The sequence below is a fragment of the Serpentinimonas maccroryi genome, assembly GCF_000828915.1.
GTDB classification, from domain to species: Bacteria; Pseudomonadota; Gammaproteobacteria; order Burkholderiales; family Burkholderiaceae_C; genus Serpentinimonas; species Serpentinimonas maccroryi.
In genome coordinates, this window is sequence record NZ_AP014569.1 from 326,119 (window position 1) to 347,404 (window position 21,286).

Here is a 21,286-nt window from a genome sequence, read left to right on the forward strand (position 1 = left end):
GCGGCCAGCCCTTGGCGCCGCCAGCACCCCCCGCGCTCCCTGCGCCTGATGTGTCCACGCCCTTGCTCGGCGGCCTGACGCCGCAGCAGTTCATGCGCCGCCACTGGCAGAAAAAACCGCTTTTGGTGCGCCAGGCCGTGCCCGGCTTTGCACCGCTGCTCAAGCGCCCCGAGCTGTTTGCGCTGGCGCAGCAAGACGGCGTAGAGTCGCGCCTGATTGTGCGCGAGGGTGATGATTGGAGCCTGGCTTCGGGCCCGTTCAAGCCGCGCCAGCTGCCGCCGCTCAAGCAGCCCGGCTGGACGCTGCTGGTGCAGGGGGTTGACTTGCACCACGACGCGGCGCACCAGTTGTTGCAGGGTTTCCGCTTCGTGCCCGACGCGCGCCTCGATGACCTGATGATCTCGTGGGCCACCGAGGGCGGCGGCGTGGGGCCGCATTTCGACAGCTACGACGTGTTCCTGCTGCAAGCCAGCGGCCGACGGCGCTGGCGCATTGGGCGCCAGCGCGACCTGACGCTGCAGCCCGACAAGCCGCTCAAAATCCTGCAACACTTCGAGCCCGAGCAGGAGTGGGTGCTGGAGCCCGGCGACATGCTGTACCTGCCACCCGAGTGGGCGCACGACGGCGTGGCGCTCGACGACGGCTGCATGACCTACTCGGTCGGTTTTCGGGTGCCGCAACGGGCCGCGCTGGCCGCCGAGCTGGTGCAGCGCTTGGCCGAGGATTGGACGGATGAGTCGCTCTACCGCGACCCGCAGCAGCGGGCTTGCGCGCATCCAGCCGCCGTCCCCGACGCGCTGACCGACTTTGCAGCGGCGGCGCTGCAAGCCCTGCTGGCCGACCGCAAGGGGCTGCAGCTGGCGCTGGGCGAGGTGCTCAGCGAGCCCAAGCCGCTGGTGTGCTTTGAGCCGCAGCAGCAGCCGTGGGCGCTGGGCGCGGTGGTGCTGGATCGGCGCACTCGCATGCTCTACGACGAACGCTGCATCTACATCAACGGCGAGGCGCTGCGCGCCAGTGGCCCAGACGCGCGCCTGATGCGGCGTCTGGCGGATCGGCGCTGGCTCAAGGAGCGTCAGGTGCTGGCGGCGAGCCCGGCTGCGCAGGCTGCGCTGGCCGATTGGTACGCGGCGGGCTGGTTGCGGCGCGGTCTGGCGGGCTGAAACAGGGTACAAGCACAGCCACTAGGGTGCCAGAGAAAAAAGCCGGCACCAGCGCAGTCAATTTGTATCTATTTTGCAACAACCCTTTGGTTCAGTAAAATTTTTCCACCTAGGGTTATCCCGGCGCCTGACTGTCAATTATGATGCCGATGTGTGGCAGACACTTGGGTCTTTACAGGTGTCGTAGCCGCCGTGGATCGAGCGCTGAGTTTGCTTGTAGAACCCTGTGTATCGTCCAAAATCGCCTAATCCCCAACTCTTTCGAATGACATCCCCATGAAAATCTCCGCCCTGCTCGCCGCCCTGTTCGCCGCCGTTGCCCTGACCGCTTGCGGCCCGCAAGCTCCTGCACCAGCCCCGGCTCCGGCCCCTGCACCGGCTCCGGCTCCGGCTCCTGAGCCAGCCCCGGCTCCAGCTCCGGCTGCTCCTGCCGACGCTGCCGCTCCGGCCGCTCCTGCTGCCCCGGCTGACGCTGCTGCTCCAGCCGCTCCTGCTGCCCCAGCTCGTTAATTCTCGAGCCCTCTGGGTGGGCACTTCCTCCGGGAAGTGCTCAAAAAACCGCCTTGCGTACGCTGGGCGGTTTTTTTACGCCTGTACAAGATGGCTGCGGTTCAAAGCCGCTTCACCAGCACCCGGCTGCGCCGGTCCCAGTTGTACTTGCGTTTGCGCGCCTCGGGCAGCCAGTCGGCATCCACCGGCGCAAAGCCGCGTTTGATGAACCAGTGCATGGTGCGCGTGGTGAGCACGAACAGGCTCTCGAGCCCCATCAGGCGCGCGCGCTGCTCGATGCGCTTGAGCAGTTTTTCGCCGTCGCCCTGGCCTTGCGAGTGCGGTGACACGGTGAGCGCGGCCATTTCGCCGGTCTTGGCCTCGGGGTAGGGGTAGAGCGCGGCGCAGCCAAAAATCACGCCATCGTGCTCGATCAGGGTGTAGTTGGCGATGTCGCGCTCGATTTCGGTGCGGCTGCGCTTGACCAAAGTGCCGTCTTTCTCAAACGGCTCGATCAGTTGCAAAATGCCGCCGACGTCGTCGGCGCTGGCTTCGCGCAGGCTTTCGAGCTTTTCATCGACCACCATGGTGCCGATGCCGTCGTGCACATAGACCTCGAGCAGCAGCGCGCCATCGACGGCAAAGGGGATGATGTGGCTGCGCTCGACCCCGCCCTTGCAGGCCGCGACGCAGTGCTGCAGATAAAAGCCGGGGTCGGTGGGCAACTGGCTGGGCGGCAGCTCGGCCAGCAGCTGCTCGGCTTGGGCCAGCGGCAGCTCGGTGTCGATGGGGTTGTCGTCGCTGGGCGGCTGGTGCGGCTGCACGCGGATGCCCGGCACCTCGGTGACAAAAATCAGCTTGTCGGCCTGCAAGGCGATGGCCACGCTGGTGGCGACTTCTTCCATGTTGAGGTTGAAGGCCTCGCCGGTGGGCGAAAAGCCAAAGGGCGAGAGCAGCACCATGGCGCCCATGTCGAGCGTGCGCATGAGCCCTGCCACATCGACGCGGCGCACCAGCCCGGAATGCTGGAAATCGATGCCATCGACGATGCCCAGCGGGCGTGCGGTGATGAAGTTGCCCGACAGCACGCGCACTGTGGCCCCGGCCATGGGGGTGTTGGGCAGGCCCTGGCTGAAGGCGGCCTCGATCTCGTAGCGCAACTGACCGGCGGCCTCTTGGGCGCAGTCCAGCGCCACCTCGTCGGTGATGCGCGTGCCCTGGTGGCTGCGCGCCGGGTGCCCCTTGGTGCGCAGTTGCTCGTTAACCTGCGGCCTGAAGCCATGCACCAGCACCACGCGCACGCCCATGCTCTGGATCAGCGCCAAGTCTTGGGCCAGATTGGGCAGCTTGCCGGCGGCAATCGCCTCGCCGGCCACACCGACGACGAAGGTCTGGTTGCGAAACTTGTGGATGTAGGGCGCCACCGAGCGAAACCAGGGCACGAAGGTGAAGTTGAAGACCGTGGACATGGGCGGCTGTGTGGCTGGGGCGATGAGGGCTTGGGCGCGAGGGACGGAGTTAAAAGGCGAGCAAGCTGCGAGCATACGCCAGACCCGGGCTGCAGACTAGGCTAGGGGCGCCGATCCTGCAGGCGCGAGAGAGCCCCCGGCTGGCCACACGCGCTGCTTTAGTGCCCCTAGGCGTTGCTTGCATCCCAAAGGCACCGACGCTGTGCGCCAAGGTGCGCTGCCTTATGGGCAATCTCGGATAATCGCACAGCCCCATCCCCCCTGTACGGTCTGCCCGCCGCCCGCGCCTTGATTATCGAATTTCCCGAATCCCTGCCTGTGAGCGCTCAGCGCCAGGCGATCGAAGCCGCCTTGCGCGCGCACCAGGTGATCGTGGTGTGCGGCGAGACCGGCTCGGGCAAAACCACCCAGTTGCCCAAAATCGCGTTGAATATGAGGCGCGGCCGCCTGCACGCGCGCCCGGGCGAGCGTGGGCGCTTGATCGGGCACACGCAGCCGCGCCGCATCGCCGCCAGTTCGGTGGCCAGCCGCATCGCGCACGAGCTCGGCACGGCGCTGGGCGAGGTGGTGGGCTACAAGGTGCGTTTCCAGGATCGGCTCAGCCCCAAGGCCTCGATCAAGCTCATGACCGACGGCATTTTGCTCGCCGAAACCCAGACCGACCCGTTGCTGCAGGCCTACGACACGCTGATCATCGACGAGGCGCACGAGCGCAGCCTGAACATCGATTTTTTGCTCGGCTACCTGCGGCAAATCCTGCCGCAGCGGCCCGATCTGAAGGTGGTGATCACCTCGGCCACCATCGACGCCGAGCGCTTTGCGCAGCACTTCGCCTCGGCCCAGGGGCCGGCGCCGGTGCTCAACGTGGCCGGGCGCAGCTACGCGGTGGAACTGCGCTATCGCCCCTACGAGGACAGCCGGGACTACGGCCTGAACGAAGCGATTGCCGACGCCGTCGATGAGCTCTGGCGCGGCGGGGCGCTGGCCGGCGATGTGCTGGTGTTTTTGCCCGGCGAGCGCGAAATCCGCGAGTGCGCCGACCATTTGCGCCAGCACCTGAGCCACCAGCCGGTGCTGCGCGACACCGAGGTGCTGCCGCTGTACGCGCGCCTGAGCCAGGCCGAGCAAGACCGAATTTTTAGGCCCAGCGGCGCGCGGCGCATCGTGCTGGCGACCAACGTGGCCGAAACCTCGCTCACCGTGCCCGGCATCCGCTACGTGATCGATTCGGGGCGCGCGCGCGTCAAGCGCTACAGCCTGCGCAGCAAGGTCGAGCAGTTGCTGGTCGAGCCCATCAGTCAGGCGGCCGCGGATCAGCGCGCCGGGCGCTGCGGCCGTGTCGCCGACGGCGTCTGCATCCGCCTCTACGATGAGGCCGAGCACCTGGCGCGGCCGCGCTTTAGCGCCCCGGAGATTTTGCGCTCCTCGCTGGCGGCGGTGATTCTGCGCATGAAGTCGCTGCGCCTCGGGGCGGTGGAGGATTTTCCTTTTCTCGAGGCGCCCTCGCAGCGCGCCATCAGCGACGGCTACCAGCTGCTGCAAGAGCTGGGCGCGCTCGACCACGCCCAGCAGCTCACCGCGCTGGGCAGCGAGCTGGCGCGCCTGCCGCTCGATCCGCGCCTGGGGCGCATGATTCTGGAGGCGCGCGACCGGCACGCGCTCGACGAGGTGCTGGTGCTGGCCAGCGCGCTCACGGTGCAAGACGTGCGCGAGCGCCCGCTGCAGGCGCAGGCGCAGGCGGACCGGGCGCAGGCGCCGTTTGACGACGACAAGAGCGAGTTCGTGGGCTACCTCAAGCTCTGGCGCTGGCTGGAGCAGGCGCGCAGCGGCAAGCCCAGTGTGGGTGCGGTGGTTGAAGCGGATGCTGCTGGAGCTGGAGCAAGCGCAAGCGCAAGCGCAAGCGCAAGCGCGGGTGCGGGTGCAAGCGCGGGTGCGGGTGCGGGTGCGGGTGCGGGTGCGGGTGCGGGTGCGCGCCTAGCCGCCAAAGCGGGAAGAGCCGGGCAGCCGGGGCAGCAGAGGCAGCCAGGGCTGCAGCCACCGCCCCAGCACAAGCCCAGCCAGCGCCAGTACGAGGCGCTGCTGCGCCAGCACTACCTGAACCCGCGCCGGGTGCGCGAGTGGCGCGACATCCACAGCCAGTTGCACACCGTGGTGGCCGAGCACGGCTGGAAGCTCAACACCGCGCCGGCCAGCAGCGAGCAGTTGCACTTGTCGCTGCTGGCGGGGCTGCTTGGGCACGTGGGCTGCAAGCACGAGAGCGAGGCGCATTACCAAGGGGCGCGCGGCATCCGTTTTTACCCGCATCCGGGGGCGCGGCTGAGCAAAAAGCCGGGGCGGTGGATCGTTTGCGCCGAACTGGTCGAGACCACGCGCCTGTTTGGCCGCGGCATCGCCGCCATCGAGCCGCAGTGGCTGGAGCAGGTGGGCGCGCATTTGCTGAGCAAGCAGGTGCTCGATCCGCGCTGGGAAAAAAACGCCGCGCGCGTGGTGGCCTCTGAGCGCGCCACCCTGTATGGCTTGCTGATCTACAGCCAGCGCCGCGTCGACTACGCGCGCGTCGATCCGGCCGGGGCGCGCGCGATCTTCATCCGCCAGGCGCTGGTGGCGGCTTTGCAAGATGACGTCTGGCCGCCCGAGTTCGAGCGCCGCCTGCCTTTTCTGGCCGCCAACCGGCAGGTGCTGGCGCAGGTGCAGGCGTTGGAGCACAAATCGCGCCGCCAAGACGTGCTGGTCGATGAGGAGCTGATCTACGCCTTTTACGACAGCCAGTTGCCGCCCGACCTGAGCAGCGGCACCGAGCTCGAGCGCTGGTACCGCGCCCACGTGCGCCAGCAACCCGAGCTGCTGCGCCTCAAGCGCGAGGAGCTGATGCGGCATCAGGCCGCGGGCGTGACCAGCCTGGCTTTTCCGCCCACGCTGGCGCTGGGCGGCACCGAATGCAGCGCCAGCTACCTGCACCAGCCAGGCGAGGCGCGCGACGGCCTGAGCGTGGCGCTGCCGATCTTCGTGCTCAACCAGGCCAGCGAGGAGCGCTGCGAGTGGCTGGTGCCGGGGATGCTCAAAGACAAGATCGCCGCCTTGCTCAAGAGCCTGCCGCAAAAGCCGCGCGCGCGCCTGCTGCCGCTGCCCGAGACCGCCGCGCAACTGGCCGCCGAGCTGTGTCAGCCCGAGCACTGGGCCCAGGGCAGCCTGATCGAGGCCTTGCTGGCGCGGGTGCGCGCGCGCAGCGGGGTCGATGTGAAGCGCAGCGACTTCAAGCTCGACCAGCTGCCCGCGCACCACTTCATGCACCTGCGCGTGCTCGACGAGCACGGGCGCCAACTGGGCCAAGGGCGCAGCTTGGCGGCGCTCAAAGCCGAGCTGGGCGCGCAGGCGCGCGGGGCCTTTCAGGCGCTGGCGGGCTTGCAGCTGGCGCTGCGCACGGGGGAGGGTGCAGCCCCCGCATCGGCGCCTGCCTCTGCGCCCGCATCGGCTCCGGCACGGATGCAGGTCGTCCAAGCTGTGCCAGCCGCCCCAGCACCGCAAGCCGCCAGCGAGCGCCACCGCGCCTGGACTTTTGGCGACTGGCCCGAGCTGATGGAGCTGGCCAGCGGCGAACACACGGTGATCGGCTTTCCGGCGCTGCTCGACGCCGGCGACGCCGTCACGCTGGCGGTCTATGACGAGCCCGAAACGGCGGCACGCAAGCACCGCGCCGGGCTGCGGCGCCTGTTTGCGCTGCAGCTGCGCGAAGCGCTCAAGCAGCTGGAGAAAAGCCTGCCCGGGTTGCAGCAGATGGCGGTGTCGTACATGGCGCTGGGTTCGCTCGAGGAGTTGCGCAGCCAGATCATCGAGGTGGCGCTGGAGCGCGCCTTCATGGCCGAGCCGTGGCCGCGCACGGCCGCCGAATTCCAACAGCGGCTGGAGCAAGGGCGCGGCCGCCTGGGGCTGATCGCGCAGGAGGTGGCGCGCCAGACGGCGGCGGTGTTGCTCGAATACGCCGCCGTGGTGCGCAAGCTCAAAGAGGGCAAGTTCGAGGCCCAGCCGCTGGCCGACGTGCGCGAGCAGCTGGGGCAGCTGGTGGGCCCGCGCTTCGTGGCCGAGACGCCGTGGGCGGCGTTGCAACACCTGCCGCGCTACCTGAAGGCGATCTTTTTGCGCCTCGACAAGCTGCGCGCCGACCCGGCGCGCGACGCCGCGCACATGGCCACGGTGCGCGCCCAAGAGCAGCGCTACACGCGCCTGCTGGCCGAGCGCAAGGGTGTGCCCGATGCGCGCCTAGACGAGCTGCGCTGGCTGCTGCAAGAGCTGCGCGTGAGCCTGTTTGCGCAAGAGCTGCGCACGCCGCAGCCGGTGAGCGTCAAGCGGCTGGACAAGCTCTGGGCGCAGCTGGTGGTTTAAGGAGGCTGTGGGGGGCAGGCGTTGATGCTCGCCCCGCCTTGACGCAGCCAAATTACCGCCTACGGCTGCCGCCTAAAGCGCACAAGCTCACAAGCGCGCCAGCCGCGCCAGCGCCGCATCCAAGGTGGCTTCTTGCTTGGCAAAGCAAAAGCGGATCAGGCGCTGCGCCGCCGGCGGCTGGGCATAAAAGGCCGACAGCGGGATCGCCGCCACGCCGACGGCGCGCGTGAGCCAGCGGCAAAAGGCATCGGGCTCCAGATCGCGCTCGGGCACGGCCAGCGCGCTGTAATCGACGCACTGGAAGTAGCTGCCCTCGCAGGGCAGGAGCCCAAAGCGCGTGCGCGCCAGCCCAGCGCGAAAGCGATCGCGCTTGGCGGCATAAAAATCTGGCAGTTGCAGGTAGGGCGCTGGGTCGTGCAGGTACGCCGCCAGCGCGTGCTGCATCGGCGTGTTGACGGTAAACACGTTGAACTGGTGCACCTTGCGAAACTCGGCCATCAGCGGCGCCGGCGCCAGCACGCTGCCCACCTTCCAGCCGGTGACGTGAAAGGTCTTGCCAAAGCTGCTCACCACCAGCGCGCGCGCCGCCAGATCGGCAAAACGCGCTGCGCTCTGGTGCGGCTGGCCGTCGTACACCATGTGCTCATAGACCTCGTCGCTGATCAAAATCACCTCGGTGCCGGCCAGCAGCGCCTGCAGGCGCAGCATATCGGCCTGCTGCCAAACGCGGCCGCTGGGGTTGTGCGGGCTGTTGATGAGCAAGGCGCGCGTGCGCGGCCCGATGGCGGCGGCCAGGGCATCGAAGTCGGGCCGGAAATCGGCGCCCAGCGGCACCCGCACCGGCAGCGCGCCCGCCAGTTCGATGTTGGGCACGTAGCTGTCGTAGCAGGGCTCGAGCACGATCACCTCGTCGCCCGGCTGCACCACGGCCAAAATGGCGCTGAAAATGGCTTGCGTGGCCCCGGCGGTGACGGTGATTTCGTGCTCCGGGTCGTAGCGGCGGCCATACAGCGCTTCGGTTTTGCGCGCCAGCGCCTGGCGCAGCGCCGGCACGCCGGGCATCGGCGGGTACTGGTTGTGGCCGGCGCGCAGGGCCGCCTCGACCGCGTCCAGCAGGCGCGGGTCGCAGTCGAAGTCGGGGAAGCCCTGCCCGAGGTTGACGGCTTGGCACTCGGTGGCCAGCGCCGACATCACGCTGAAAATCGTCGTGCCCACGTGGGGCAGGCGGCTGCAAACCGCGGGGGTGTGGGCGTGCGTCATAGCTCGTAATCCGTGCCGCCACCGAGCATCGCTTTGTGGATCAGCTCACGCGACAGGCGTTCGCTCAAAAACTCGGCAAAGCGCAGCACAAACTGGCGCAGGTAGGCGCCGCGCTTGAACGCCACCCGGCTCACGTTGTGCCCAAACAGGTAGCCGAGCGGGCGCGACACCAGATCTGGGCTGCGCTCGTCGCCCTGCATGGCCATTTCGGCCACGATGCCCACGCCCAGCCCGAGCTTGACGTAGGTCTTGATGACGTCGGAGTCGATGGCGTCGAGCACGATGTGGGGCTTGAGTTGGCGCTGGGCAAACGCCTGATCGATGCGGCTGCGCCCGGTGTAGGAGGGGTGGTAGGTGATCAGCGGCACCTGCGCCAGGTCTTCGAGCGCGATGCGCTCGCGCTCCAGCAGTGGGTGGCCGGTGGGCAGCACCAGCGCGTGCTGCCAGTCGTAGCAGGGCAGGGTGATGAGCTCGGGGTGGTCGGCCAAGGCCTCGGTGGCGATGCCGATGTCGGCCACGTCGTCGAGCAGCATGCGCGCCACCTGCTCGGGCGCGCCTTGGTGCAGGCTGATGGACACCTTGGGGTAGGCGTGGCGCAGCTTGGCCACCGCCGCCGGCAGCACGTAGCGCGCCTGGGTGTGGGTGGCGGCGATGCTGAGCGTGCCGCTGTCTTGGGTGGCAAACTGGGCCCCGATGCGCTTGAGGTTGCTGACCTCGCGCATGATGATCTCGATGCTGCGCAGCACCTCGTGCCCGGGTTCGGTGACGCGCTTGATGCGCTTGCCGTGGCGGGCGAAGATGTCGATTCCCAGCTCGTCCTCGAGTTCGAGGATGGCCTTGGACACGCCCGGCTGCGAGGTGTGCAGCGCCTTGGCTGCTTCGGTCAGGTTGAGGTTGCGGCGCACCGCCTCGAGCACGAAGCGGAATTGGTGCAGGTTCATGGCGGCGATTCTGCCACGGCCAATTCGGCCAGCAACGCCAGCAGGCGCGGCTGCTCGGTGGGCGTGGGCAGCCACTCGAAGCGCACCTGCGGGTGCGCCTGTTGCAGCGCCTCGGCCAACAGGGGCAGGTCTTGCCGTGCGTGCTTGCCCAAGCCAAAAAACAGCGGCAGCACGCGCAGCCGGGTGGCACCCTCGGCCACCAGCCGCGCCGCGGCCTCGGGCAGCGTGGGCGCACACAGCTCGAGGTAGGCGCAGCACACCCTGGCCTCAGGCAGGCGCGCGGCCACGGCCTGGGCCACGGCCTCGATGGGCCCAAACCACTGCGGGTCGCGCGAACCATGCGCCAACACGATCACTGCCAACATACAGCCATTCCCTTGCAAAAGCGGCCAACGGCGCTAACGGCGCAGCACCAACCAACCAAAAGCCCCGAGCGAGGCCACCGAATACAGCAAGGCCGGTGCGGCCGCAGCCAGCCACGGCCGCCAGGCCAGCAAATTGCCGATGTAAACAAACATGTTGCTCAGCAGCACAAAGCTCAAGCCCAGCATGACGCCGACAAACACATAAGCCGCCAGCCCCTTGGAGCGAAAGTGCAGGTAGGCAAAGGGCAGCGCCAACACCACCATCACCACGCAGCTCAAAGGGAAAAACAGCTTGCGCCAAAGCTCGATTTCGTAGCGCTGCGTGGCTTGGCTGTTGGCTTGCAAATGCTCGATGTACTGGTACAGGCCCCAGGCGCTCATGCGATCGGGGCGCAGCAGGGCCACCGAGACCATGTCGGCACTGAGTCCGGTGGGCCAATCGAGGCTGGGCAGTTGCTGCACCAGCAGGCGCGGTGGGTCGGCCTGGGTGTCGAACTGGTGCAACTGCACCTGGTGCAGCTGCCACAGCCCGCGCTCGGGCACCACGGTGGCGCGCTCGGCGCTTAGGGTGCGCGCGATGCGGCCGCTGGCGTCGAACTCAAACAGGCGCACGCCGCGCAGTTCGTTAGGCCCTTCGAGCGCCGCGACATTGACCGACACCTGGCGCTGGTCACCGCGCTCTTTGAGCCAAGCGCCGGTCTGCCCCAGGCGGATCTGGCCCTCGAAGGTGGCTTTGAGCTGTTGCGCCTGGCGGTCGCTCCACGGGGCGACGTAATCGCCCAGCACGAAGGTCAGGGCGGCAAAAGCCATGCCCAACACCAGCATCTGGCGCAAAGCCAAGCCGGGCCCGAGGCCGCTGGTGCGCAAGATCGTGAACTCGGACGACTGCGCCAGCCGCACCAAACCGAACACCGCGCCGATCAGCACCGCGATCGGCAGCAGCTCGTAGAGGTGGCTGGGCAGCAGCAAGGCCACGTAGAGCAGGGCTTGCCACAGGCCGTATTCGAGCGCCGGATCGAAAGGCGAGCGCTGGCCCAGCGCGGGCAGTTCTTCGATCAGGTCAAAGAAGGCGAAGAGCGCCAAAAAAGCCAGCGCCACGAAGCCGATCGCCCACAGCAGTTCGCCGTAGATCAGTTTGCGCATGGTCTTCATGCCGGGGCCCCACGCCGCCACAGCCGCGCCGCGTTCAGCTCCCAGCCCCAATGGCGTTTGGCCAGCCAGAGCGCGCAGGCCAGCCCGGTGCCGCCGTGCAAGGCCAGCACAAAGGCCAGGGCGGAGATCTCGCCGGTGCCGATCCAGCGCTGGCCCATGGTCATCAGGTTGTAGTAAAAAATGAAGCCAAACAGCAGCAGCAAAACGTTGCCGCTTTTGTTGGCGCGCGGGTTGCTGGCGGCCAGCGCCAGTGCCATGAGCACAAAATTCACTGCGGCCAGCGCCAGCCCCAGCCGCCACGCCAGCTCGCCTTGGTTGGCCGGTGTGGGTTCGGCCACCAGCGTCCAAGTGGGGCGCGATTTGAGCCCTTGCGCCACGCCCATGGGCAGCGCCGGCGCGTCGATGAGCACGCGGTAGGAGGCAAATTCGCTCACCTGCACCTGTCCCGGCTGGTCGGGTTGGTCAAACAGCAGGCGCTGGCCTTGGTGGATGTGCAGCCACTGCTGCGAGTCGACCCACTCGATGCGCCCGCTGCCGGCGCTGAGCACGGTGCGGCTGCCGTCGGCCTCGGTGCTGGAGACAAAAATGTTGCGCGCCAGCGTCGGCTGCTGCGGGTCTTGCTCGATGAAGAACACGCGCCGCCCGTCGGCGCTTTCGATGAACTGCCCGGCCTGCACGCGCTCGAGTTCGCCACGCTGGGCAAAGCGGTCGCGCAACTGCTCGGCCTGCTGGTTGGCCCAAGGCCAGATCAGCAGCACCATCAGGGCGATCACCGCCAGCACCGGCCAGGCAAAGCGAAACACCGGCTTGAGCAAGGCCGCCAAACCTTGGCCGCTGCAGTGCCAGATCACCATTTCGCTTTCGCGGTGCATGCGCGTGAGCGTCGAGGCCACGGCGATGAACAAGGCGATGGTGAGCACGATCGGCAGCCGGCCGACCACGGTGTAGGTCAGGACCAGCAAAATTTCTTGCGGATTGACGCGCCCCTGATCGGCTTGGCCGAGGGTGCGTATGAGCAGCATGGTGACGACGATCACCAGCAGCACCAGCAAGGTGGCGCCAAAACTGCGCGCCAGTTCACGGCGCAGGGAAGAATGGAATAACATCGTCAAAAAACCATGTGAGCCTAGATTATGGACTTTGAACTGCAATCGCTGCATTTGTCGCAAGCCGCCACCCTAGAGGCCGACGCGCTGGTCTTGCTCTGGCCCGATGCGGCCGACCCCGCCAAAACCGGAAATGCGGCCAACGCCGCAGCCAACGGCACGGCGCGCCCGGTGGCTTCAGACGACTCCTTGACGAACTGGGCCCGTGCCGCCGTGGCCCAGGCCGACATCGAGCCCGCGCTGGGCAGCGTGCTGCTGGCGCACCGCCTGCCGGGGGTGCAGGCGCGCAAGGTGGCTCTGGTGCGCAGCGGCGATGGCAGCCCGGCCGCTACGCGCAAGGCCGTGCTGGCGGCGCTGGCAGCGCTCAAGCTCGCTGGCGCCAAACGCTTGCTGTTGTGGGCTGGCGAGGTGGGTGCCGGAGCGCTGGCGGCGCTGGTTCAGGCCAGCGCCGAGGCCAGCTACAGCTACACCACCACCAAGTCTGCGTCCAAGGCGCAGCCGCGCAGCCTGCAAACCGTGCTGGTGGGGGTGAGCGACGCCAGCGCCTTGCGCAGCGCCTTCGCCCAAGCCCGGGCCACCGTCAAAGCCGTGGAGTGGGCCAAAGAGTGGGCCAACCGCCCCCCCAACCACGCCACGCCCAAGCTGCTGGCCGAGGCGGCGCAGCAACTGGCACAAGGCAAGCGCCTGCAGGTTGAGGTGCTGGGCCCCAAAGAAGTGGCCAAGCTGGGCATGGGCGCCTATCTGGCGGTGGCCCAAGGCGCCGAGGAGCCGCTGCGCTTCATCGTGCTTCGCTACCAGGGCGCACCCAAGGCCAGCGCGCCGGTGGTGCTGGTGGGCAAGGGCATCACCTTCGACACCGGGGGCATCAGCCTCAAGCCCGGCCCCGAGATGGACGAAATGAAGTTCGACATGGCCGGCGCCGCCGCCGTGCTGGGCAGCTTCGTCGCGCTGGCCGAGCTGCAACCGGCGCTCAACGTGGTCGGCTTGGTGCCGTGCTGCGAGAACATGCCCGATGGCCGCGCCGTCAAGCCGGGCGATGTGGTCAGCAGCCTGAGCGGGCAGACGATCGAGATCCTCAACACCGACGCCGAGGGCCGGCTGATTCTGTGCGACGCGCTCAGCTACGCGGCGCGCTTCAAACCGCGCGCCCTGATCGACGTCGCCACCCTCACCGGGGCCTGCGTGATCGCGCTGGGCAACCTGCGCGCGGGCCTCTACAGCAACCGCGACGAGCTGGCGCAAGCCCTGCAGGACGCGGGGGCGGCGGCGCTCGATCCGTGCTGGCGCATGCCGCTCGACGAAGAATACGCCGAGGGGTTGAAATCGAACTTCGCTGACATGGCCAACATCGCCGGCCGCCCGGCGGGCTCGGTCACGGCGGCCAAGTTTTTGCAAAAGTTCGTGGACCCCGAGCAGGCTTGGGCGCACCTAGACATCGCCGGTGTGGCCTGGAAGGGCGGCAGCGCCAAGGGCGCCACCGGGCGCCCGGTGGCGCTGCTGGTGCAGTACCTGCTCGACGAGGCCGCGCGCATGGTCAACGACCAACCGGCCATGGCGCCCAAGGCGGCCACCGGCGCCAAAGGGCGCAAGCGCTGAATGCGCCCGCACCCCTCGAGCGCGGTGGCATGAAAACGGTGGTTTTCCACTTCAATGTGGGGGCACCCGTGCCCTACCTGTGTCGGCTGCTGCGCAAGGCCAACCACGCGGGCCAGCGCACGTGGGTGCTGCTCGCGCCCGGGCTGGCGCACGAGCTCGACGCCGCGCTCTGGACCTTCAGCCCCGACGAGTTCATCGCCCATGGGCGCTACGAGGCAGACCACGAGGGCGGCCTCGGGGGCGGAGAGTCGGCGGGTGCAAAGGGCGCTGCGGGTCGGGGGCAGGCCGGGTTGTGGCAGCGCGCGCCCGTGGTGCTGTCAGAGCAGTTGGTGGCGCAAAGCAGCAGCTGGCCCTTGCTGATCAATCTGCAAGAGCCGGTGCCACCCGACGTGGAGCGCTTTGAGCGCCTGATCGAGATCGTGCCAGCAGACGAGGCGCTCAAGCAGGCGGCGCGCCTGCGCTGGCGCCACTACAGCCAACTGGGTTGGACGCTGCAACACCACGACGCGTCCGCCTGAGCTGCCCTTTATGGGCCCCCAGACGAAGCGGTGCTTAGGACAGCTGCGTGCTGATCAGCTTGGTCATCTCGAACATCGACACCTGCGGCTTGACGAAGATCGCCTTGAGTTTGGCGTCGGCGTTGATCATGCGCTTGTTGGCTGCGTCTTGCAGGTTGTGTTTTTTGATGTATTCCCAGACTTTTTTGGTCACTTCGGTGCGCGGCATGGGCTTGCTGCCGATCACGGCCGCCAAAGCCGCGCTGGGGGTCATGGGTTTCATGAAGGCCGCATTGGGGGTGCGCTTGGCAGGAGCAGCCGGGGCCGCCGGCGCACTGGCCTTGGCGGCTGCCTTGGGTGCGGCCTTTGCAGCCGGGGGGGCGGTGCTGGCCGCAGGAGCTTTGGCCGCAGGGGCCTTGGCTGGGGCCTTGGCAGCGGGTGCTTTGGGGGTGGGAGCCTTCGCAGCAGGCGCTTTTTTCGCAGTTGCCATTTGTTGATTCCTTCTGTGGGTTGGGTTTCGCTGCAACGGCGGCATAACGCCCAGCGCAGCGCCTTGGCATCCTAAACCCAAAGTGGGTATTTGGATCGACTTGCAGCGGTAATTTTTTTGTCATTCGGTGTGCCTTAGCCTCTCAGTGGCGCCCGGCCGCCCGAAGTCAATGAAGCGCCTCCTTGGGGGGCAGCGAGCGTAGCGAGCGTGGGGGCAGTTTCATTTCAGCCTCTGAGGCCTTGGTAGAGCATAAAGGCCGCCAGCGCATACAGCACCAGCGCAAACAGGCGCTTGAGCGGCCGCACCGGCAGCGCATGCGCCGCCCGCGCCCCCAGCGGGGCGCCGAGCACGCTGGCCAAGGCGATCACCAGCAGCGCCGGCAGAAAAATGTAGCCCAGCGACGCCGCGGGCAGACCCGGCGTGTTGTGCCCGGCCAGCGCATAACCGATTGAATTGGCCAGCGCGATCGGGAACCCCAGCGCGGCGCTGGTGGCCACCGCTTGGTGCATGGCCACGTTGCACCAGACCAGCAGCGGCACGCTGATGAAGCCGCCGCCGGCGCCCACCAAACCCGAGACAAAGCCGATGCCGCCGCCAGCCGCCAGCTGGCCCGCTGGGCCGGGCAGGGTGCGGCTGGCGGCGGGTTTTTGGTCCAGCCACATCTGGGTGGCTGAAAAAGCCACGAACAGCGCAAAAACCAGCGCCAGGGTCTGGCCGTTGAGCGCCGCAAAGACGCCTAGGCTGGCCAGCGCCGCACCCAGCACGATGCCGGGCACGAAGCGGCGCCAGATGTCCCAGCGCACCGCCCCGCGCAGGTGGTGCGCCCGCACGCTCGAGAGCGAGGTAAAGACGATGGTGGCCATGCCGGTGGCAATCGCCATTTTGACGGCCAAGTCTGCATCGACGCCTTGTTTGGTCATGATGACCGTGAGAAAGGGCACCAGCACCATGCCGCCACCTATGCCCAGCAGCCCGGCCAAAAACCCCCCGCACAGGCCCAGCAGCAGCAGTTGCAGCACCAGCAGCGGGTCGAGCACAGCCAAGAAAGACAAGGGGGTTAAGCTGAGAGGGGAAGTATAGAGCGCGAAGCGGCGTGCGCTTGCAATAGAAGGTGTCTGCCACCGGGCCGGGCCCGCATCCTGAACGGGGGGGTTCAGGTGGGCAAGGGCAGAGCAGCTTCGGGTTCATCTGACGCGAGACGATCACACCCACTGCACAATGTACCTAGCCCGGGCTCAGAGAGCATTGGTTCAAGGAAATATAGAACCCGGCCACGGTGACAGACGGCTCCATTCTAGACGCAAAAATCAGAGCAACCAAAGATTTTTGAGTCTCATTGGGGGCTTTGCTTGTGTGTGCCGCGCAGGGTTTGAGCGTGTGCCAGCAGGCAGACGTTCCCTGCGCTTAAAGCAGCTGCCCGTCGTGGGCCAGCGCTTGGTCGAGGCGCTCGATCAGATGCTGCAGGCGTTCGCTGGGCTCTGGCCATTCGCCCGATTCGGTCTGGCCAAAGGAGGTGTTGCGAAAGCCGCCGGGTTCTTTTTGATGCAGCTCGTAGGCGATGTTGAGCGCGGCCAGCACGGCGATGCGGTCGCGCGCTTTCACTTTGCCGGCGTCGCGGATGCGGCACATGGCGTGATCGACCTTGGTCACCGCCTCGCGCAAGGCCGCTTCGCCATCGGCTGGGCAAGCCAGCAGGTAGGTCTGCGCCATGATCTGGACTTCAATTTGCTTGTGGGCAGGCTGGTTCATGGGCGGCTGTCGTCTGACTCGGTGGGCAGTTGCTCGATCAGCGCATCGAGCCGTTGCCGCACGGCTTGGCTTTGCAGGCGCAACAAATCGCGCTCTTGGCGCAGCGCCTCGACTTGCTGCTGCAACAACTGGTTGGCGCGCAGCAGTTCCTCGTGGCGCACCAGCAAGCGGTTGACGCGCTCGGAAATCTGGTCGATAGGGGTCTGGGAAGGCATACAGAGCGCATTGTAGGCTGCGGCGGTGCTGCCGGGGCGCGGCAAGCCGGGTGCACAAAAAAGCCCGCCACGCTTGTCGCGCGGCGGGCTTAAACCCCCGTCTTTCGTCTTCAATCTTTGGGGATGCAATCAGTGGGTGGCGCAGATCAGCGGTTGTAAGCGCTCTCGCCGTGCGAGCTGATGTCCAGACCTTCGCGTTCTTCGTCTTCGGTCACGCGCAGGCCCACCAGCATGTCGGCCACCTTGAAGGCGATGAACGCCACCACGCCCGCCCAGACCGCCGCCACCAGCATCGACAGCGCTTGCACAGACACTTGGCTTACGATGCTGAAGTCGGCATCGCCACCACCGCCCAGCAGCGGGGATACAAACACGCCGGTGAGCAAGCCACCCACAATGCCGCCCACACCGTGCAGGCCGAACACGTCGAGTGTGTCGTCAGCGCCGAGCATTTTCTTCAGGCCATTGACGCCCCACAGGCACAGGAAGCCGCCGGCCAAGCCGATCACGATCGCTCCCTGCGGCCCCACATAACCGCAGGCTGGGGTGATGGCCACCAAGCCGGCCACGGCACCCGAAGCAGCACCCAGCATCGAGGCCTTGCCCTTGAGCAGCACCTCGCCCAAGCACCAGGCCAGCACAGCGGCGGCGGTGGCGATCAGGGTGTTGAGGAAGGCCAGCGTGGCGTTGCTGTTGGCTTCCAGGGCCGAGCCGGCGTTGAAACCAAACCAGCCCACCCACAGCAGCGCGGCACCGACCAGGGTCAGGGGCAGGCTGTGCGGAGCCATGGCCTCTTTGCCGTAGCCGACGCGTTTGCCAATCATGTAAGCACCCACCAAGGCTGCGACGGCGGCAGTCAAGTGCACCACAGTGCCACCGGCGAAGTCCATTTTGCCCATGCCGATCAGCAAGCCGCCCGAACCCCAGACCATGTGCGCCACCGGGATGTAGCTGAAAGTGAACCAGATGGTAGTGAAGATCAGCACGGCGCTGAACTTGATGCGCTCGGCAAAGGCGCCGACGATAATGGCGCAGGTAATGCCGGCAAAGGTGGCTTGAAAGGCGACAAAAATCAGCTCCGGAATCACCACGCCTTCGGTGAAGGTGTTGGAGACCGAATCCATGGTGATGCCCATCAAGAAGGCTTTGTCGAGGTTGGCGATGATCAGCCCCTCGCCACCAAAAGCCAAGCTGTAGCCATAGAGCGTCCACAGCACGATGACGAGCGAAAACACCACGGTGACTTGCATCAGCACCGAGAGCATGTTTTTGCTGCGCACCAGGCCGCCGTAGAACAACGCCAGGCCGGGGATGACCATCATCACCACCAGCAAAGTGGCCACCAGCATCCAAGCAACGTCGCCCTTGTGCGGGGTGGGTTCGGCGGCGGGTGCTTCGGCGGCGGCGGCTTCAGCGGCAGGTGCAGCAGCCACAGCCATGGCGACAGCATCGACGACCGGAGCGACCGCAGCGGGGGCTTCGGGTGCCATCATCGGGGCAACGGCCGGCGCGGCGTCGGTGGCTTGGGCCATGGCCGCCGATGCGCCCAGCAGCAACCCCAGGCCCACACACATACTGAGTAGAAACTTTTTCATGATTGATGCTCGGAGTTTGAAAAAGGGTTGATGGGTCAGAGGGCTTGCGCGCCGGTCTCGCCGGTGCGGATGCGCACCACCTGCTCCAGCGGAAAGACGAAAATCTTGCCGTCGCCGATCTTGCCGGTGCGCGCCGCGCCCTCGATGACCTCGATCACGCGCTCGACCAGGTCGTCGGCCACGGCGGCGTCGATCTTGACCTTGGGCAGAAAATCGACCACGTATTCGGCGCCACGGTAGAGCTCGGTGTGCCCTTTCTGGCGCCCAAACCCTTTGACTTCGGTGACGGTGATGCCCTGCACGCCCAGACTCGATAGCGCTTCGCGCACCTCGTCGAGCTTGAAGGGTTTGATGATCGCGGTGACCAGCTTCATGTTCAACCTTTCTTTAACTGTCGATAGTGAGCTGATCGGCCTTGCGGCCAGACCAGCGGCGGTTGTGGGTGCCCAACCTTGGGGGTTGGGCCATTGACACGCCTAGCTTTAAGCACATAGCGTGCCAACCCGACCGAAGCCATGCCGACGCCCAGCGCATGCCCAGCGCAGCGCCAGCCGCTACACTGCGGCCAGATAGTCCGCTTCCCGATGCACCAACTTGGTGCAATGTAGCGGCGGATGCCGCAGCCAGCGGGTATTGGCCCGGTCTGTGTCCTACACAACAAGGGAGCTCAACGTGGATTTGTGCGTGGTTCAAAGTCGCACGCTGGTCGGGCTCGAGGCCCTGCCGGTGAGCGTGGAGGTGCATTTGGCCAACGGCCTGCCCAGTCTGACGCTGGTGGGCTTGGCCGACACCGAGGTCAAAGAGGCGCGCGAGCGGGTGCGCTCGGCCATCTTGAACGCCGGGCTGGAGTGGCCGCACAACAAGCGCATCACGGTTAACCTAGCCCCGGCCGACCTGCCCAAGGAGTCGGGGCGCTTTGATTTGCCCATCGCCTTGGGCATTTTGGCCGCCAGCGGCCAGATCGACGGCGCGGCGCTGGCCGGGCACGAATTTGCTGGCGAGCTCTCGCTCAGCGGCGCCTTGCGTCCGATCCGGGGCGCCCTGTGCATGGGGCTGGCTTTCTTGCGCGCGGCCGGTGCGGGTCAAACCGTATGCACCGCTTTGGTGCTGCCCCCGGTCAGCGCCGAAGAGGCCGCCTTGGTGCGCCAAGCGCGCGTGTACCGGGCGCGCCACCTGCTCGATGTGGTGCAGCGCTTTGCTCCAGCCGGCATGGTGTTGCCCGAGCCGGCGCACCCCGACGGCTGGGTGCTGCTGCAGGGCAGCGCTGCGGTGCAGGGGCAAGATTTGCCCGATTTGGCCGATGTGAAGGGCCAGGCCGGTGCGCGGCGGGCACTGGAGATCGCTGCCGCGGGCGCGCACAGCCTGCTGATGAGCGGCCCGCCGGGCTCGGGCAAGTCGATGCTGGCGCAGCGCCTGCCCGGCATCCTGCCGGCGCTGGACGACCAGCAGGCGCTGGAGGCGGCGGCGGTGGCGTCGCTGGCGGGGCGCTTCAGGCCCGAGCACTGGGGCCAGCGGCCTTTTAGCGCGCCGCACCACAGCGCCAGCGCCACCGCGCTAGTGGGCGGCGGCAACCCGCCGCGGCCGGGCGAGATATCGCTGGCGCACCACGGCGTGCTGTTCCTCGATGAGCTGCCCGAATTCCCCCGCGCCGCCCTCGAGGCCTTGCGCGAGCCACTCGAGAGCGGGCAGATCCGCATCTCGCGCGCGGCGCGCCAGACCGATTTTCCGGCCCGCTTCCAGTTGGTGGCTGCCATGAATCCCTGCCCCTGCGGCTATCTGGGGGCCAGCCACAGGGCCTGCCGCTGCACCCCCGACCAAGTGCAGCGCTACCAGGGCAAGCTCAGCGGCCCCTTGCTGGACCGCATCGACCTGCACGTGGAGGTGCCGCTGCTGCCGCCCGGGCAGTTGCTCGACAGCGCGGCGGCGGAGACCAGCGCAGCGGTGCGCGAGCGCGTCGCCCAAGCGCGCGAGCGGGCGCTGCAGCGCCAGGGCCACGCCAACCACACCCTGCACGGCCCAGCGCTGCAACGCCATGCGGCGCTGGAGCCCGCTGCCGCACAGTTGCTGCAGCAAGCCGCCACGCGGCTGGGCTGGTCCGGGCGCGCCACCCACCGCGCGCTGCGCGTGGCGCGCACCATCGCCGACTTGGCCGCCAGCGAGCGCATCCACGGCGCGCACCTGGCTGAAGCGGTTCAATACCGACAGCCGGGAAACCCTTGAGGCTGCCGCATAATCCCATCCCTATGATGTCAGCCGCGAGCCCTTGCCCTCAATCCAGACCATGAACTTTGCCGCCACCGCCATACCCGAGCCTCAGTTGGTGACGCGGCCAAGTTCATTTGCATTGCGTTGGCCCACTCCACCCTATGCCTGCTACGGCACGCCTGAAAGCAGTTCCGAAAATCCAGACACCTCTGGCCTCGACTGCCAGGTTGAGGGAAGCAACAGCCAAGTGCGCCCCTGTCGGTTGATAGGACTGGATTTGCCAGCCGGTTTGGCTCACATCCAGGTGCCCCCCTCGCGTGCCGTCATGCCGCTGCGCTTCGACATGTTTAGGCGCATCAGCCTGACACAGCCGCTGGCACCATTGCCGCACACCCAGGGCAACGCCAGCCCAGAGGTTGGAAGCCATCCCAGCAGCGCCGACGATTTGCTGCGCCACCGCCCGCGCTTGCCCTACCGCCTCGAGCTCAGCGATGGTTCGGTGCAAACGGGGTTGACGATTGGACACCTCGAGTCTGCCGTGGGCGTGTTCCTGTTTGTGCCGCTCGACGCGCAAGACCGGGTGCAACGGGTTTTTTTGCCGGCCCACGTGCTGCGCC

At 67.2% G+C, this 21,286-nt stretch carries 18 protein-coding genes; 6 read left to right on the top strand and 12 right to left on the bottom strand.

Going from position 1 to position 21,286, the window contains the following annotated elements; genetic code table 11:
• Positions 1-92 precede the first annotated feature (92 nt).
• Positions 93-1,160 (top strand): cupin domain-containing protein, encoded by a 1,068-nt coding sequence (locus SMCB_RS01450; protein WP_045537363.1) that lies wholly within the window; start codon positions 93-95, stop codon positions 1,158-1,160.
• A 276-nt stretch (positions 1,161-1,436) separates the two neighbouring features.
• On the top strand, positions 1,437-1,670 hold the full coding sequence (locus tag SMCB_RS12310; RefSeq protein ID WP_082027159.1) for a hypothetical protein: 234 nt from the start codon (positions 1,437-1,439) through the stop codon (positions 1,668-1,670).
• A gap of 101 nt (positions 1,671-1,771) precedes the next feature.
• Here SMCB_RS12310 and argA read toward each other — a convergent pair whose 3' ends face one another.
• On the bottom strand, positions 1,772-3,118 hold the full coding sequence (gene argA, locus SMCB_RS01455) for an amino-acid N-acetyltransferase (RefSeq protein ID WP_045534544.1): 1,347 nt from the start codon (positions 3,116-3,118) through the stop codon (positions 1,772-1,774).
• 312 nt (positions 3,119-3,430) lie between these two features.
• Between argA and hrpA the strand changes: the two genes are divergently transcribed.
• Positions 3,431-7,498, top strand: a complete 4,068-nt coding sequence (gene hrpA / locus SMCB_RS01460; protein WP_420834903.1) for an ATP-dependent RNA helicase HrpA — start codon at positions 3,431-3,433, stop codon at positions 7,496-7,498.
• An 87-nt stretch (positions 7,499-7,585) separates the two neighbouring features.
• On the opposite strand, the gene SMCB_RS01465 is transcribed toward hrpA, so the two are convergent.
• From SMCB_RS01465 to lptF, 5 genes are read right to left on the bottom strand one after another with little or no spacing between them, the layout of a single operon-like run.
• Positions 7,586-8,758 (bottom strand): pyridoxal phosphate-dependent aminotransferase, encoded by a 1,173-nt coding sequence (locus tag SMCB_RS01465; RefSeq protein WP_045534545.1) that lies wholly within the window; start codon positions 8,756-8,758, stop codon positions 7,586-7,588.
• The gene (locus SMCB_RS01470; RefSeq protein WP_045534547.1) at positions 8,755-9,699 is read right to left on the bottom strand and encodes a CysB family HTH-type transcriptional regulator; all 945 of its coding nucleotides are present in this window, start codon (positions 9,697-9,699) and stop codon (positions 8,755-8,757) included. Before SMCB_RS01470 ends, SMCB_RS01465 begins: the two co-directional genes overlap by 4 nt.
• Positions 9,696-10,064: a sirohydrochlorin chelatase gene (locus tag SMCB_RS01475; RefSeq protein ID WP_045534549.1), complete on the bottom strand. Its 369-nt coding sequence runs from the start codon at positions 10,062-10,064 to the stop codon at positions 9,696-9,698. The genes SMCB_RS01470 and SMCB_RS01475 overlap by 4 nt, the downstream gene beginning before the upstream one ends.
• A gap of 33 nt (positions 10,065-10,097) precedes the next feature.
• Positions 10,098-11,216: an LPS export ABC transporter permease LptG gene (gene lptG / locus SMCB_RS01480; protein WP_045537367.1), complete on the bottom strand. Its 1,119-nt coding sequence runs from the start codon at positions 11,214-11,216 to the stop codon at positions 10,098-10,100.
• Positions 11,213-12,322, bottom strand: a complete 1,110-nt coding sequence (gene lptF, locus SMCB_RS01485) for an LPS export ABC transporter permease LptF (RefSeq protein ID WP_045534551.1) — start codon at positions 12,320-12,322, stop codon at positions 11,213-11,215. The genes lptG and lptF overlap by 4 nt, the downstream gene beginning before the upstream one ends.
• Before the next feature lie 27 nt (positions 12,323-12,349).
• On the opposite strand from lptF, the gene SMCB_RS01490 reads away from it, so the two are divergent.
• Positions 12,350-13,918: a leucyl aminopeptidase gene (locus tag SMCB_RS01490; RefSeq protein WP_045534553.1), complete on the top strand. Its 1,569-nt coding sequence runs from the start codon at positions 12,350-12,352 to the stop codon at positions 13,916-13,918.
• 29 nt (positions 13,919-13,947) lie between these two features.
• On the top strand, positions 13,948-14,436 hold the full coding sequence (locus SMCB_RS12080) for a DNA polymerase III subunit chi (RefSeq protein WP_052468369.1): 489 nt from the start codon (positions 13,948-13,950) through the stop codon (positions 14,434-14,436).
• Between the two features lie 34 nt (positions 14,437-14,470).
• On the opposite strand, the gene SMCB_RS12315 is transcribed toward SMCB_RS12080, so the two are convergent.
• The 6 genes from SMCB_RS12315 to glnK all read right to left on the bottom strand — a co-directional run bounded on the left by SMCB_RS12315 (position 14,471) and on the right by glnK (position 18,838).
• The gene (locus SMCB_RS12315) at positions 14,471-14,905 is read right to left on the bottom strand and encodes an SWIB/MDM2 domain-containing protein (RefSeq protein ID WP_082027161.1); all 435 of its coding nucleotides are present in this window, start codon (positions 14,903-14,905) and stop codon (positions 14,471-14,473) included.
• 224 nt (positions 14,906-15,129) lie between these two features.
• The gene (locus tag SMCB_RS01510) at positions 15,130-15,957 is read right to left on the bottom strand and encodes a sulfite exporter TauE/SafE family protein (RefSeq protein ID WP_045534556.1); all 828 of its coding nucleotides are present in this window, start codon (positions 15,955-15,957) and stop codon (positions 15,130-15,132) included.
• Positions 15,958-16,309: 352 nt separating this feature from the next.
• On the bottom strand, positions 16,310-16,654 hold the full coding sequence (locus SMCB_RS01515; protein ID WP_045534557.1) for a cell division protein ZapA: 345 nt from the start codon (positions 16,652-16,654) through the stop codon (positions 16,310-16,312).
• A complete protein-coding gene (locus SMCB_RS01520) occupies positions 16,651-16,869 on the bottom strand; it encodes a hypothetical protein (RefSeq protein ID WP_045537373.1) in 219 nt (72 codons plus the stop codon). The genes SMCB_RS01515 and SMCB_RS01520 overlap by 4 nt, the downstream gene beginning before the upstream one ends.
• A gap of 146 nt (positions 16,870-17,015) precedes the next feature.
• Positions 17,016-18,464 carry an ammonium transporter gene (locus SMCB_RS01525; RefSeq protein WP_045534558.1) on the bottom strand — a complete coding sequence of 483 codons (1,449 nt, stop codon included), beginning with the start codon at positions 18,462-18,464 and terminating at the stop codon, positions 17,016-17,018.
• Positions 18,465-18,499: 35 nt separating this feature from the next.
• Positions 18,500-18,838: a P-II family nitrogen regulator gene (gene glnK, locus SMCB_RS01530; protein WP_045534559.1), complete on the bottom strand. Its 339-nt coding sequence runs from the start codon at positions 18,836-18,838 to the stop codon at positions 18,500-18,502.
• A gap of 298 nt (positions 18,839-19,136) precedes the next feature.
• Here glnK and SMCB_RS01535 point away from each other — a divergent pair, with 298 nt between their 5' ends.
• Positions 19,137-20,684 carry a YifB family Mg chelatase-like AAA ATPase gene (locus SMCB_RS01535; protein WP_045534560.1) on the top strand — a complete coding sequence of 516 codons (1,548 nt, stop codon included), beginning with the start codon at positions 19,137-19,139 and terminating at the stop codon, positions 20,682-20,684.
• The last annotated feature ends 602 nt before the right edge of the window (positions 20,685-21,286 follow it).